The 12378-nt window shown below is 68.7% G+C and carries 8 protein-coding genes and 5 pseudogenes; 6 read left to right on the plus strand and 7 right to left on the minus strand.

The annotated features are described in order from the left end of the window. Nucleotides 1-528 precede the first annotated feature (528 nt). Nucleotides 529-1260 (plus strand): annotated as a pseudogene (locus H8R17_RS32630) (IS5 family transposase). 25 nt (nt 1261-1285) lie between these two features. Here the strand turns inward: H8R17_RS32630 and H8R17_RS32635 are convergent. Together H8R17_RS32635 and H8R17_RS32640 are read right to left on the minus strand one after the other, a co-directional pair. Then, nucleotides 1286-2182 (minus strand): LD-carboxypeptidase, encoded by an 897-nt coding sequence (locus tag H8R17_RS32635; RefSeq protein ID WP_223125754.1) that lies wholly within the window; start codon nt 2180-2182, stop codon nt 1286-1288. A gap of 256 nt (nt 2183-2438) precedes the next feature. Further along, nucleotides 2439-2882, minus strand: a complete 444-nt coding sequence (locus H8R17_RS32640; RefSeq protein ID WP_187826830.1) for an NUDIX domain-containing protein — start codon at nt 2880-2882, stop codon at nt 2439-2441. 445 nt (nt 2883-3327) lie between these two features. On the opposite strand from H8R17_RS32640, the pseudogene H8R17_RS45910 reads away from it, so the two are divergent. Together H8R17_RS45910 and H8R17_RS32645 are read left to right on the plus strand one after the other, a co-directional pair. Then, nucleotides 3328-3562, plus strand: a pseudogene (locus H8R17_RS45910) (ATP-binding protein); the annotation flags it as partial. A 50-nt stretch (nt 3563-3612) separates the two neighbouring features. After that, nucleotides 3613-4140: an N-acetyltransferase gene (locus tag H8R17_RS32645; RefSeq protein WP_187826831.1), complete on the plus strand. Its 528-nt coding sequence runs from the start codon at nt 3613-3615 to the stop codon at nt 4138-4140. Between the two features lie 358 nt (nt 4141-4498). Here the strand turns inward: H8R17_RS32645 and H8R17_RS32650 are convergent, their stop codons facing one another. Next, nucleotides 4499-5284 carry a phosphotransferase family protein gene (locus tag H8R17_RS32650; protein ID WP_187826832.1) on the minus strand — a complete coding sequence of 262 codons (786 nt, stop codon included), beginning with the start codon at nt 5282-5284 and terminating at the stop codon, nt 4499-4501. 128 nt (nt 5285-5412) lie between these two features. Further along, nucleotides 5413-5928 (minus strand): HIT family protein, encoded by a 516-nt coding sequence (locus H8R17_RS32655; protein ID WP_187826833.1) that lies wholly within the window; start codon nt 5926-5928, stop codon nt 5413-5415. A gap of 492 nt (nt 5929-6420) precedes the next feature. Here H8R17_RS32655 and otr(A) point away from each other — a divergent pair. Next, nucleotides 6421-8291, plus strand: a pseudogene (gene otr(A), locus H8R17_RS32660) (tetracycline resistance ribosomal protection protein Otr(A)). A 155-nt stretch (nt 8292-8446) separates the two neighbouring features. On the opposite strand, the gene H8R17_RS32665 reads toward otr(A), so the two are convergent. After that, nucleotides 8447-8899, minus strand: coding sequence for a GNAT family N-acetyltransferase (locus H8R17_RS32665; RefSeq protein ID WP_316959599.1), 453 nt, complete (start codon nt 8897-8899; stop codon nt 8447-8449). 134 nt (nt 8900-9033) lie between these two features. Between H8R17_RS32665 and H8R17_RS32670 the strand changes: the two are divergent. Continuing rightward, nucleotides 9034-9744 (plus strand): annotated as a pseudogene (locus H8R17_RS32670) (nucleotidyltransferase); the annotation flags it as partial. A gap of 111 nt (nt 9745-9855) precedes the next feature. Here H8R17_RS32670 and H8R17_RS32675 read toward each other — a convergent pair. Further along, nucleotides 9856-10944 (minus strand): questin oxidase family protein, encoded by a 1089-nt coding sequence (locus H8R17_RS32675; protein ID WP_187826835.1) that lies wholly within the window; start codon nt 10942-10944, stop codon nt 9856-9858. 183 nt (nt 10945-11127) lie between these two features. Here H8R17_RS32675 and H8R17_RS47630 point away from each other — a divergent pair. Then, nucleotides 11128-11302, plus strand: a pseudogene (locus H8R17_RS47630) (IS256 family transposase); the annotation flags it as partial. A gap of 13 nt (nt 11303-11315) precedes the next feature. Here the strand turns inward: H8R17_RS47630 and H8R17_RS32680 are convergent. Beyond that, the gene (locus tag H8R17_RS32680; RefSeq protein ID WP_187826836.1) at nt 11316-12239 is read right to left on the minus strand and encodes an aminoglycoside phosphotransferase family protein; all 924 of its coding nucleotides are present in this window, start codon (nt 12237-12239) and stop codon (nt 11316-11318) included. Nucleotides 12240-12378 lie beyond the last annotated feature (139 nt).

Genomic DNA, 12378 nt, shown 5'->3' on the forward strand with positions numbered 1-12378 from the left:
CGGCGTCGTACTCGGCGACCATGCGCAGCTTGTACTCCGGGGAGAAGCGGCGGCGGGTCGGTCTCGGTGCCGGGTCCTCGGACTCGGCTATCGGGACGTTCGTGCTGGTCATCTGGGGTGGGGCTCCTGTCTCGCCCAGGAAGGATAACCCGGCAAACCGGGTGTCTCACCACAGACTGACAGGGAGGGTCCTGGTGCTGGATGCCGGCTACGACGCCCCGCGCATCTCAGTGGCCCCACCCCAGCCGACCGGCTAGTCCCGGCCGGCGTACGACCGCCACAGCCAGCGCAAGGCAGCCTCGTTCTGGGCGACGGCGGCCACAGCCCCAACCACGGCGGTGTCCTGCTCCCTGGTCTGCGTCCGGAGGAGGCGGTCGCGGTGGCGCTGCCGGACTTTCGCCTGCCCCGCACCGGCTGGGGCCGATCGCTCGCATGGGGGCAGTGCCGGGCGCGGCCCCCATGCCAACGGACATGCCGGGTTTAGGGCCTGTTGCGAAAGTGGATCTTGGCCGTGGATGATCACGCTCTGTGGGACGTGGTGATCTGACGAACGGCCAGTGGGCCCGGCTGGAGCCGTTGTTGCCGCAGGGCATCAAGCGCGATGGCGCCTGGGCCAGGATCGTCACGCAGCTCCAGACCGAGGCCGACGCGAAGGGGCTGATCACCTGGGACGTGAACGTCGACTTCACCGTCTGCCGGGCCCACCAGCACGCCGCCGGGGCGGCGAAAAGGGGGACCTTCAAAAGGAGCCGCCCGGCGGCATTGCCGTCGAGTCAGCCGACCACAGTCTCGGACGCTCCCGGGGTGGGCTGACCACCAAGATCCATCTTGCTGTCGAGCAGGGGCAGAAGCCACTGTCCGTCGTGATCACAGCCGGTCAGCGGGGTGACTCGCCACAGTTCGAACCGGTCCTGGAAGCGATCCGGGTGCCCCGGCCCGGTCGGGGCCTGCCCCGCAGGCGCCCGGACCGGGTGCGGGCCGACAAGGCGTACGACTCCCGCACTAACCGGGCCTACCTGCGAAGACGCGGCATCAAGGCAACCATCCCGGTCCCCGCGGACCGCGTCCGCAACCACCAGAAACTCGGCTCCCGGGGCGGCCGGCCACCGACGTTCGACAAGACCGACTACAAGCAGCGGCACGCGGTCGAATGCGGGATCAACCGGCTCAGGCGCCACCGGGCCGTGGCCACGAGATGACATGCTCGCCGTCCGCTACGAGGCGACCGTGCTGGTCGCAGTCCTCAGTGAGTGGCTGTGACCAGCGCTCTCACAACCGACAGATCTTAGACGACCGCTGGCAGGACAGTCAGCGTTCCCGTGGCTGTGTCGATCGTCGCCTGGGTGCCAAGGGGGATCGTCGGGGGGTGGTTGCCGTGCCCGGCGGGGACTCCGCCCAGGACTGGAACACCGAGGGCGGCCAGTCGGTCGCGCAGGACGTCGCGGATGCCCCATCCGCCCAGCTCTGGATCGCCGGCATCGCGGTCGAAACCGAGGAACTGGCCGAGGGCGACCCCGCGCAGACCATCGAGCGCTCGGGAGCGGGTGAGCTGGGTCAGCGCGCGGTCGACCTCGCCCAGCCCGGTTCCTCTCTGGTGTTCGAGGAAGAGGATTGCCCCCTGCAGGCTGGGCAGGCCGGCTCCGGTCTCCGTGCGGATCGCGTCGAGGTTGCCGCCCATCAGGACGCCCGTCGCTGTGCCGTCCACGGTGAGTTCCGCAGTGGCCTCGGACGGGTCGCGGTGGAGGGTGACAGGGTCCGTGGTCATCAGCGCGCGACGCAGGGCCTCGGCGGAGGCGGGCCCGGTGTATGTGTCGTTGCACTTGGCGAAGGGGCCGTGGAGTGTGGCCAGGCGGCATCGTGACCACAGGGCGAGGTGAAGGTGGGTGATGTCGCTGAAGCCGACGACCGGCTTCGGGTCACGTCTGAGGGCGTCGGTGTCGAGGTCGTCGACGATGCGGTAGGTGCCCTTGCCACCCCGGGAGGCGATCACGGCACGGACACCCGGATCGCGGAACGCCGCGTTCAGGTCGAAGACGCGATCCTCATCGCGGCCGGCCATGTAACCCCACTGGTCGAAGACGTGTTCACCCAGCTCCACCTGAAGGCCCCAGGAGGTGAGCAGTTCGACGCCCCGGGAGACTTCTTCCCGACTCGGCGGACAGGCAGGAGAAACGATCCGCACCCGATCTCCGGGCCGCAAACGCGGCGACCTCAACGACTGCGGATTCTGGTAGTCATCCATCCGACGATTCTGCGTGGGCTGGGCCCACAACCGTGCAACAGTTTCACCAAGGGACGACCGGGTCCACACCGGCGGACGGCCAGCTTGATGCCCTGCGGTAACGACGGCTCCAGCCGAGCCCGCTGGCAGTTCGTCAGATCACCGCGCCGCGCAGGGCCTGATCATCCACGGCCAAGATCCACTCTCGCAACAGCCCCTAGCTCTGGGCAGGTACGGCGGCCGTCAGGCGGCCGTCTTCGAGGGCCTTGCGGATCTCTCCCGCGATTTCCTCAGGCTTGAGGTCGATCGCATCGAGCCCATCGGTGGTGAGCGGCACTTCCTCAAGCAGGTATGCGCCGCGGTCGTTCCTGCTGAACTCGGGCCCGCTGCGCTCATCGAAGTTCCATTCCGTGATGCGCGCGAGGTAGACGAACTGCTGCGCGTCGTCGGACTCCAGGGTGTGCAGGAGGCCGGTGATCTCGGCGCGGCCTGCGATCTCTTCCCACACTTCGCGATGCAGTGCAGACTCCAGGCTCTCGTCATCGGCCTCGACTCCGCCGCCGGGCAGGACCCAGTACTCCGGGATACTGGGGCGGATCCGCTTAATTGCGAGCATGGTGTTCTTCGGTGTGATCAGGACGGCGCGGACGCGCTGATTCATCGGTCAGCCTCTCGTTGTAGTTGCGGGTGGCTGGTCAGGTGGGGAGCCTGACGCCGTCGACGCAGACGAGCCGCCGTACTCCACGACACCACAACGAACTTGCGGCCGTACTTCGTTCACGGCGCAGCACTGTCGACCACACCACATTCCGGCCGGGCGATTTTTCGGGCGACCTCAACCCATTACTCCAAGACCGACAGCTACGCTGCGTAGGCGACCACAAGAAGTGGACCAGAGCCCCCGACGGAGCACGCTTTCGCCGGACGAACCACGACGATGTGGCCTTCGTCGGCCGGGTCAGCGAATACCTCGCCTGATCCAAGGATCACGTGGAGAGCCGGATGCTCGGCCAACGGGCACGTCCGGTTCGGCGGGCGGGGACGGGAAAACCGACGCCCGGAAGGCGCACGGCGTCCCGTCCCGACCCAACACATGGAACTCGCACGGCGCAGAACTTCTCTTGCAGGCCCTGACCGAGCGTGAGGAGAAGAACAGCGTGGCCATCGCCTCCAACGAGTCGTTCGGCGGCTGGACGAAGACGTTCACCGACCCCCCCCGTCTTTGCGCGGCGATTTGTCGACCGGCTTACCTTCAACGGCGCGATCATCGAGACCGGCACCGGCTCCTACCGGCTCGCCAGCACCACGGCGCGAGCGGAGCAGCCCGCCAGAGTCGGCTGATGTCTGTCCGAGCGACCTGAGGCGGTGGATGATCGACGAGGATCGTTGCCATGACCTACGTGATCGAATCCGCCCGTCGGGACGACTCCGCGTGGTTGGGGCCGTTGCTGCTGAGAGCTTGGCTGCAGACATACCCCAACCCGGAGATGGGGATGGACGAGAACTGGATCCGTGAGCATCGTGGCTCGTCAGCCACCGCGGAAGGCATCACCCAGTGGCGGGAGTTCATCGAGGCAGCGAACCAGCAACCGGACCTGCTGTTCTGCCGTGTTGTCCGTTCCGAAGCCGAGATCGTCGGCGTTCTCTGCGGGCGCCGCGGCGAGGTGGTCACCCTCGGACCGATGTATTTGCTGAACCACGTTCAGGGCCAGGGACTCGGTGGCCGCATGATGACCGAGTTCCTCACTTGGGCCGGAGCCGCACCCATATGCCTTTGGGTCACTGACTACAACGACAGCGCGGTCCGCTTCTACCAACGCCACGGATTCGAGATCACGGGCGAGCGAGAGCTTTGGCAAGGAAGGCTGCCCAACCTACGTATGACCCGCGAGGTCGCATCCAGCGTCAACCACAGCTGAGCTGCACGGAACCAGACCCGTGTTGGCCCGCCAAAGTCGGCTGACGACCGCGGGTTCCTACTCGACGGCCCGCCGCCCTCCGGACCGTCCCCATGGCGTGCTGCTATTTCTCGTGAACATCCACGGGCCCCGAAATCGGTAGCTGCTGCCCAAACCGGCAGATAAACGCTGCTGCTTGAAGTGAACGAAGCCAGCCTGGCAGGCTCCGTGTCCGAAACGGGAGACGCGTTGGTAGCGGGGACAGACGGGATCGCTGCTTCTGCTGTATGCCGGGCAGAGGACCGGCCCACCGTTTCAAAGCATCCGGCACTCCGCAAACGAATTTCCCGACCCGCTCGTCCTCAAGGAGGAGGTTGCTTTATGCGTCGAACCAACACTTCGCGAGTTCGAGAGTCCTTCGACGTACGCAGGCGATACCCAGTGGGCTGTTGAACGCGGCGAAGGACGGCCACAGCAACAGGAAGACCGCGAGTTCCTCCGCCAGCAGTGCGCGCTGCAGCGTGCGGCGCTCACACGGTCGGCTGTCCACGTAGGCGTCTATCAACACCTGCGGCACCGTCGTGCCGACAGGTGTGGAGCGGATGCTGAGGAAGGCCAGATCGGAGGCGGGGCGGCCGATGCCGGCGACCTGCCAGTCGCAGAAGACCACTGTGCCGGCGGAGTGCACGAGGTTGTCCGTGTGGCAGTCGCCGTGGATGAAGACCGGCGGGAGAGCGTCCATCTGGTCCTCCAGCTCGCCGCGGCGAGCCAGGAGTTCGGGGAGTCGCGGGAGCGTGGGAGCCCAGAAGGCATGGATCTGCTCCATGTCCGGATCGGCGAGAGCCTCACGCAGCGCATCGGGTCGGGTCCAGTCCACCCCCGTGGGCAACGGCATGTTGTGCAGGCCGGCCAGTTCCCGGCCCAAGTCCGCCCACATCCGTGCCGTCCACGCGCCGGGCTCCTGAGCCTCGCCGGCCGCCTCAAGCAGCACAGCCACGCCGTCCTCGGTGTCCAGGTGGCCGAAGAGCCTTGGCGTGCGTACCGGCGCGAGTGGCGCGAGGTCCTGATAGAAGCGCAGCTCTCGCCAAGCGGCCGCGATCGCCTCCGGGCCCAGCATGGCAGGAGTGACCTTGAGGTACGCGCCTTGGCCGTCGACCGTGCGCACGGCATGAATTCCGGCACCGGACCGGGACTCGAGTGGTGAAGGGGACGCACGGCGCTCCAGCCGCAACGAGTCCAAAGCGGCTTTCGTGAAATCACTCGGCATACGGGCGCCCGGGCCTTGGGATCTGGTCACAGCGTCTGGAGCCCGCCTCGGGCCACGATGCGCTCACGGATACGAGCGGCCATGTCGACGAACTCCTCGGGTCGCATGGCCAGCACACCGTTCTCTGTCATCAGTGCGTGGAACTGCTGCTGCTCGTACGGCACGTCCGGCGGCAGACCGGCGATGTGCCAGTGGAGATGCGCGTTGCCCTGCTGGCTCCCCAGTGAGTAAAGATACGTCCGCTCGGCTCCCACGCAGTCTTCCACCGCGAGGGCGACCTCCCGAACGACCAGTATGAGCCGGACGTACGACTCCTGATCGAGATCACGAACGACGTGCTCGACATGCCTCCTGGGCGCGACCAAGACCTTGCCGGACAGGGTCGGCCACCGGTCGAGAAACGCGACGTGATCGTCGTCCTCGAAGACCGTGTGATGCGCATAGTCAGGGTGACCCGACACAAAGGCGCATACGAAGCACGGCCCTCGACGTGCTCTGGCCTCGTACGCATCCACGTCCGGCCTCTGCCGTTCTGTCGGCATGCACAACTCCTTTGCTTGACGTTAAGGTCCGACGGAACGCGGCTCGAACTTGACCAGCGTTTCCGCAGTTCAGCGGACGTGAAGACGGCCTTCGTCTGATCCTGTGCTCCGTCACAGAGGCAGAGGAACCGATACGAAGGCCGTGGTCGTGAGTCTGGGGTATCAGGGTGTCCTGCGGGATGCGTTCACAGAAGTGTCATGCTTCCGGACGGAGTTGTACTCGTGCCTGACCGCTCGGGGCGACGCACTGTTCGAGTTGTGCGACGCGTTGTTGTGCACGGACGGGCCGGTGCGGACGCTGGCTTCGCGTGTCGCGCTACTGCACGCGCAGACGCCCCACCCGCTCCGGTAATTCGATTGTGGAGGCCCGTCGAAGGTACGCCATGATGGGCGTGACCACACCGCCGAACCTCGGGAGACCCCGAATGCGCCGACTCCTCGGAACGATCCAGCGCCCCCACTGGCTCACGGTTCTTGAGGACTCGACCACGCATGCACAGCCTGAACATCGGCATTCTGGCGCACGTCGACGCTGGTAAGACCAGCCTCACCGAGCGGCTCCTCTTCGACGGCGGCGCGATCGACCGGCTCGGCAGTGTCGATGCTGGCGACACCCACCCGCACCGACGACGGGGAGATCGAGCGTCGGCGCGGCATCACGATCCGCTCGGCCGTTGCCGCCTTCACCTCCGGCGACGTCCAGATCAGGTCACTCCGACTTCGTCGCCGAGGTCGAGCGTGCCCTGGAGGTCCTCGACGGTGCGGTGCTGCTGCTCTCCGCCGTGGAGGGCGTCCAGGCCAGGACGCGGGTCCTGCTGAAGACCCTGCGGCGGCTCGGCCTGCCCACGCTCGTCTTCGTCAACAAGATCGACCGGGCGGGTGCCCGCGAGGAGGGTTTGCTCGACGACGTCCGGCGCCTGCTCACTCCGTACGTCGTACCGCTCACGGGAGTCGAGGACATCGGCACGCCGCACGCCCGCGTCGTACCGCGTCCGCTCACCGCGCCGGGGGTGGCCACTACGCTCGCCGAGGTCGACACCGGGATCCTCGCCGCGCTCGTGGACGGCCCCGCCCCGACCGAGGACGACCTGCGGGCCCCGCTCGCCGCGCACACCGCCGGCGGCTCCACGCATCCGCTGTTCTTCGGCTGCGTGCTGGACGGGCAGTGCGTCGCCGAACTCGTCGAGGGCATCGTCCGATTCGTGCCGGCGCCCACGCCCGAGCGGCGCGGCACCACGGAGGCTCCCCGGGGCACCGTGTTCGCCGTACGGCCCGGCCCCGGCGGCGAACGGAGGGCCTATGTCCGGTTGTACGAAGGCGAGGTGATGAAACGTCAGCGACTGACCTTCCTGCGGGGCGAGGCCGACGGGCGTACGACGGAGGTGGCGGGCCGGGCGCTGGAGCTCACCGTGGTCGGGCAGCCCGGGGCGTCGTCCCTCACCGCGGGGAACATCGCCGAGCTGCGCGGTGTCCCCGGTATCCGCGTCGGCGACCGGCTCGGGGAGGTCACCGACAGGGCGCCTCAGTTCGCCGCGCCGACCCTGGAGACCCTGGTGCGGGCACGGCACCCCGCGAAGGCGGCGCCCCTGCGGTCGGCGCTGCTCTCCCTGGCCGACCAGGACCCGCTGCTGCACGCCCGGCCCGCGGGCTCCGGCGCCACCGCGCTGCTCCTGTACGGCGAGGTGCAGAAGGAGGTCATCGCGGCGACGCTCGCCGAGGACTACGGGATCGAGGCGGACTTCGAGCCGAGCCGTGTGCGGTTCCTGGAGCGCCCCGCAGGCACCGGAGAGGCGTACGAGGAGATGCCGTGGCTCGACCAGACGCACCACATGGCCACGATCGGCCTGCGCGTCGAGCCGGGCGCCCGCGGTTCAGGCACAGTCTTCGCGTACGAGACCGAACTCGGCGCCCTGCCCCGCGCCTTCCACCAGGCCATCGAAGACACGGTCCACGCGACGCTGCGCTCCGGCCCGCACGGCTGGGCGGTGACCGACTGCCGGGTCACGCTCGTCCGGTCCGGCTTTTCCTCGCAGCACAGCACGGCGGCCGACTTCCGCGCGCTCACCCCGTACGTCCTGCTCCTGGCCCTGGAAAGGGCGGGCACGCGGGTGTACGAGCCGTACCACGCCTTCGAGGTCGAACTCCCCCTGGACGCGCTGGCGCCGGTGACGGCCCGGCTCGCCGCGTACGGAACGGAGTTCGGGGAGACGACGGGCGGCCGTACTGCGTGGCTGGTCACCGGCGAACTCCCGGCGCGCCACGTGCGGGACATGGAGCTGTGCCTGCCGGGGCTGACGCGCGGCGAGGGCGTGTGGTGGTCACGGCCGTCGGGGGACCGGCCGCTGCGGGCGGAGCGTTACTGACTTCGGCTCGTCAGGGTGAGGCTGGGGCGTCGAGGGTCAGTTCTTTGAGTAAGTGTCAAATCCTGTGGACCTGATGCGACGATCGGATGGTTGAGGCATCGTCGCGTTCGGCGAGGACGCTGCCACGGTGCGGCGCCCTCGCCGATCAGCGTCGGTCAGTTGGCGCGGACCGCAGGCAGTTCCTTGTAGTAGTGAACGAGCGGCAGCGCCGTGAATCCGGCCTTCTCGTAGGTGTGCCGGGCCGCGGCGTGGCCGGGATCGCCTCCCGTACCGAGGTGGGCGAGGTGGATGCCGGCGGCACTGATGCGGTTCAGCGCAGAGGCAAGCAGTGCGCTGCCGATACCCCGGCACTGCTGGTCCGGATCGACGGCGATCATGTCGATCTCGGCGCTGCGCGGATCGTCGTGGAAGGCCACGGCGACGAATCCGACGGGCTGGGTGTCGATCTCGGCAACCCAGACCTTGATGCCCTCATCCCGGCACACTGCCTCGACCGCACGGGCCTGGCCCGCGGCCCAGTCCGGATAGGCGATCCGGTTGAGACGGGGGCCGAGCACGTGGCCCATCGACTCAAAAACCGGCTGCCAGGCCCTGAGTGAGGGGGCCACGACAGCGTCGATGTCGTCAGCCTGCTGCGGGCGAATGACGAACGGCGCGAGGGATGCCTCAATGCCGGGGCGGAAGGTCTGGGACTCCTCGACGGTGATGACGCCTTCCTTGCCGACCTTGTCCATGGCCTCGGCGCGCTCGTATCACTGAGATGTTCGACGGCACGCGGCTTCACAGCGCCTACCTCTACGGCAGTATCCCGCGCGGCACCGCGACCCCCGGAGTCTCCGACCTCGACATCCAACTCGCTCTCCACCACGAGCCCATCGAAGCGGACCGTGCCGACGCCGAAGCGGTCGAGGCCGCGCTCGACGACGCGTTCCCGCAGATCAATGGCGTCGGCATCCTGCTGACGAGTACGCGCGCACTGCTGAGCGAACTCGGACGCCACGACGCCGGGTTCTTCATCGCCTGTTTGTGCACCCCGCTGCTCGGCCCCGACCTCGCCGAACAACTGCCGCGTTACCGGCCCACGCCGCTGCTCGCCCGCGAAACGAACGGAGATCTCGCGCACGTGCTGGAACGATGGCGTCCCCGAGCCGCCGAAGCCGGCACGGACGCCGACCGCCGGGCCCTCAGCCGCGTCGTCGCCCGCCGTATTGTGCGCACGGGATTCACTTTGATCATGCCTCGCTGGGGCGGATGGACCAGCGACCTCGACGAATCCGCCGAACTCTTCGGCCACTACTACCCTCAGCGCGCCGAGCAGATGCGTTTCGCGGCGGCCATCGGCCGCATCCCCTCGGCTGATCCGGCAGTACTCAACACGCTCATCGACGACCTGGGCCTCTGGCTCGCCATCGAGTACACAGCTGTGCATGGCGAGAAGTCGCCGCGCCCCTGAACGGCGTACTACACCGCGAGCCAGGCCGCATGGTCGGGTGCCAGCAGGCCGTCTTCCGCGGGTCCGCTGGAGAGCAGGATCGAGGCGTGTTCGCCGACGGGGCGTCTTCCGTTATAGAACCGGGCCGATCAGTTCGCAGGCCCGCGCTGTGGCCACCAGCGCGCCGGTGCTACCGGTGGTGGCGGCTACGTCCAGCGCGGTATCGGCGAACTTCACCACGTGCTCGTCGCCGTGCTCGGCCGCGCGTGCGAAGACTTCCTGTGCGGCGTCCGCCACCGATCCGGTAGGGGCCTTCGGTAGTTCGGACGCCGGCGCGGGGGTGGCTGGTGAGTACAGGGCGGTCACCGCGGCGCTCGCTGTCCAGGCGGCGTTCAGACTCGGTGCCCACAGCGCGGGCGGCAGCGCGGGCAGGGTGCGCAGTACGGCGTTGGGCGCGGTGGCGGCGTGCACCAGCATGATTGGGCTGAGGTGGCCGTGCGTGGCGTAGCGGTTCGCGGCTGCCCGGACGAGCTCGGCGAGCACGTCGCGGGAGTCCTCAGGTGTCACTGCCGGGCGGAGTGCGGCGGTCGCCGCCGTCCAGCCGGGCGTTCCGGTCAGCCGCGCGAGGCTTTCACGGAAGCCCCCATTCTGGTCCGCGATCGACGGGATGCCGTCCAGCGCCTCACTCGGGCCGGCGGTGCCGCCCGGCGCAGCGACGCCGGGTGTCGGCAGGCTGCGGGCCGCCCAGTAGGCGAGGCCATGGGCCAGTTCTGCGGTACGCGGGGCGGCGATCGACCCGGCACTCCCGTCGTTGCCGTGGTCCTCGTCCAGGAGCGTGCGGACGGCATGGCCGACACGGATCACCGGGTGGGTGGCACCGGCGGCGATGCCCGGCAGCAGGCGTGGCCACCACTGCACCAGCACCTCGCGCCACGGCCGACTGGCGATCTGGCGAACGAAGTACACCGTCCAGTCGCCGATCCTGCGGGGATCACCCAACGCGTCCTGCCATCCGTCCTCGGTGATCGGATCGGTGCCGCGGGGCAGGTCCTCCAGCTTGTCGCGGTAGTAATCGAGCCAGCGGTGCACAGTGACCGCGTGACCGTTGCGGACCAACGCCTCCACCGCCATCGGACCGTGGTTGGACAGCCAACCGTCGCGTTCAGGGCCGTAATCATGCAGTCGCTGGAGGGCTTCGTCGAGGGTCCCGGTGGTGTCCATGACCCCGACGCTAGCGACCGCGACGACCGGACGTAACAGGCTTGAGACCTACGCCTGCAGGCTTAGGTTCGATCTTCAACCTGCACGACGTGAGCATGCGGCTCGTACGAGGGAGCTGGCTATTGCTGCTTTCCGTCCTGGGACTCCCCGAGGACCGGCAAGATACGGCAGTTGTCGAGGGCTGAGTTGCTGCTCCTGCTCTACCTGCATGGCCTGTCCTCCGGGGACTTCGTGCCCGCGATGGAGTAGTTCCTCGGCTCCTCGGCCGGATTCGCCGGCCACCGTGACCCGGTTGACCGCGCAGTGGCAGGCCGACCACGCCGTGTTCCAGGAACGCGACCTGTCCGGCACCGACTACCCTCGCCCTCGATTCAGGCTTGCTGCGCGACGTCCTCGGCCAGCTCGGCGAGGGTCCTCTCCGCCAGCGACCGCACCTCCGGCGTGCTGTCGACCCCGGCGAGGGTGATCGCCGCCTTCCAGGCCGCCCAACCCTGGGCGCGGTGCCAGGTGTCCTGGTCCAGACCGGCCGCGCGGACGAACAGCGGACGCGTCTCGCGGTCGAACATCGTCCACGCGGCCACGAGGTCGCAGGCGGGGTCCCCGACGGCGGAGCATCCGAAGTCGATGACCGCCGCGAGCCGTCCCTCGCTCAGCAGCAGGTTTCCGGGCGCGATGTCGCCGTGCAGCCACACCGGTGCCTCGATCCACGAAGACTCCGTGGCGCGGCGGACGCACCGCTCGCCCACCTCCCGCACCTCGGGCGCGAGCCCGGCGAGAGCCAGGATGGCCTCGTCGGCGTAGACCGTGAATTCGGCGCCACGCAAGCAGTTGTGCGTCCCCGGCGGCGGGGCGTCCTGCGTCGGCGCGGCGCGCAGGGCCGTCAGGAACTCGCCCAGGCCCACCGCGACAGCGGCCAGATCGGCTTCCCCGGCACCGGCACGGTTCAGCGTCTGCCCGGCGTACCAGGCATACACCGACCACGGACCATCGAACAGCGGGCCCGGCTCGCCCTTGGCGACCGGCTTCGGGATCGGCAGAGGCAGTACCTCGGCGAGCACCGGCAGCCAGCGGTGCTCCTTCTCAACCTGGGCGTCGTAACCCCGCGCGCTGGGGATCCGCACCGCGAGGTCGGAGCCAAGGCGGAACGTGCGATTGTCCCAGCCCTGCGGCTCGACCGGGCGAAGCTCCAGCTCGGCCCACTGGGGGAACTGCTCGCGCACGAGCCGGCGCGCGAGGTCCAGGTCGGGCACCGGCCGCTCGGCGGTGGGCACGGAACTGTCCTGGCTGGCGCTCATGGCGGGATCTCCTGCGGAGGTGTCGGTCACGGTCGATCACTGGTCTGGGGTCGAGTACTGGTCACGGTCGGTCAGCGGCCCCGGGACCGCTCCGGCCGGCCGGGCGAAGCGGGTGCCTTCGGCGGACGGGCCCCGCCGC

The organism is Streptomyces sp. TRM68367, from assembly GCF_014495685.1.
GTDB lineage: Bacteria > Actinomycetota > Actinomycetes > Streptomycetales > Streptomycetaceae > Streptomyces.